Annotated in this window: 2 protein-coding genes; both read left to right on the top strand. The window is 72.5% G+C overall.

From position 1 onward, the window contains the following. Window positions 1-275 precede the first annotated feature (275 nt). A complete protein-coding gene (locus PJ985_RS23130; RefSeq protein ID WP_271685842.1) occupies window positions 276-578 on the top strand; it encodes a helix-turn-helix domain-containing protein in 303 nt (100 codons plus the stop codon). Beyond that, the coding region (locus PJ985_RS23125; protein WP_271685841.1) for a helix-turn-helix domain-containing protein at window positions 575-1,648 on the top strand (1,074 nt) is incomplete at its 3' end. The genes PJ985_RS23130 and PJ985_RS23125, both read left to right, overlap by 4 nt.

Below are 1,648 nucleotides of genomic sequence, written 5' to 3'. Positions count from 1 at the left end.
TGCGTCCACGAGGCCGGTCGGGACGGCGAGCGGCAGCTGCTCCCGGTCGTCCTGGCCGTCGTCCTGCTGCGGGGTCCAGGGGGCAGGGGTGGTGGCCGACTTGTTCGCTGTTGCCGTGGTGGTGGTGTCCGTCATGCCCTCTCTGCACCTCATCGCCCCACCCGCGCACGGCGGTTCACTCAGCCTCGCCACCGGCATCACGCGCCGCGCCCTGTCGGTGAACCGCCCCCCACCAGCAAGTTGCCAAAAGGTAACCCCACGTGTATATTTGGCATATGACGTCTACGGAGCGCGACTTGCGCGACACGATCGCGGCCCTGCTGCGGGCGACCGGTGAACGGCACGCGGACCTCGCTGACGCTCTGGGCATCGTCCGCAGCCAGGTCTCCCGCAAGCAAGCCGGTACCCGCCCGTGGTCTCTGAAAGACCTCCACCACCTGGCCGCTCACTACGGCATGGGACCGGCCGACCTGCTGTGCGGGATGGACCACGCCGTCCGCCGGCTCCCCGAACACCGCCGCGCCGACACCATCGGCGGCACCCGAACCACCCTCCCCGCCGCCGAGGAGACGCGATGACCTCCGCCGACCCGGACCCGATCGAGGCCCTGCTCGCCCAGGCCGACCCCCTCCCTGACCCCGCCGAACGGGCCCGGCTGCGCACCGCCGGAGGGCTGTCCCGCACCCAGGTCGCCGCCGCGGTCGGTATCGCCCCGGGAACCCTCGCGAAGTGGGAGGCGGGGGAGACCACCCCCACCGGAGAACACCGCGCCACCTACACCCGCCTCCTGCGAGGGCTCGCCGACCGCTACCCCGCCCCCGCACCGCCGCAGGAGTCGCCCGCAGCCCCCCACTCCGCCCCGGCGCCACCTCCGGCAGCCACTGCCGCGCCCGAGAGCCCAGCAGCCCGGCAGGCCCGTGCCGCGCACCACCGGCACCAGAACCGGCCCAAGACCACCACCGCGGAACAGACCCGCTCCGAACTGAGCGAGAAGATCACCGCGGCTGTCGTCACCGAGCTGGAGCGCGCCGGCGGGGACGCGGACGCCGCGACCCAGGCCTTGATCAAGCGCGCGATCCCGGACGTCATGGCCCTGTTCGCGGCGACGCGGCGTACGGCCCGCTACGAGCACACCTCCTACCCGGCGCTCCCGCCCATTTTCACCAAGCCCAGCAAGCGGGAGGCGGATCTGGTCTGGGAGGCCCGCCCCTCCTGGCGGCACCCCGGACTGCGCCGTACCCCGGACGGCGAACTCACGGTGACCGCGCTGGACGTCAACGCCGCGTACCTGTCCGCGTTCAAGACGTGGCTGCCGATCGGCCGCCTCGAGCACCAGTTGGGAGGTGAGCACGACCGCAAGCGGGCCGGGGTCTACCTCATCGACCCCCCGGCCTGGCGGCACACGAACGGCCCGAGCCCGCTGGGGGACCGGGAGGAGACCGGCCCGCTGTGGATCACCGAACCCACCATGCGCCTCCTGCTCCGCATCGCCGGCCCGAAATACGGCCTGATCGACGCCCCACCACGCATCCACGAATCGTGGACCTCCGGCGCCACCGAAACACTGCTGGACTCCCTCCGCCAGCTCCTCGCCGACGCCCGCACCGACGCCATCGCGGCCCGGGACGACATCACCCTGACCTATGTG

Source organism: Streptomyces sp. ACA25, assembly GCF_028200735.1.
Classification (GTDB): Bacteria; Actinomycetota; Actinomycetes; order Streptomycetales; family Streptomycetaceae; genus Streptomyces.
The sequence above is the reverse complement of the archived record's forward strand: the minus strand, read 5'-3'. Positions and strand labels throughout refer to the sequence as shown.

Bases quoted from the DNA above. Each gene is read 5' to 3' on its own strand.
- PJ985_RS23130 (WP_271685842.1), top strand. From the start codon at position 276: ATGACGTCTACGGAGCGCGACTTGCGCGACACGATCGCGGCCCTGCTG.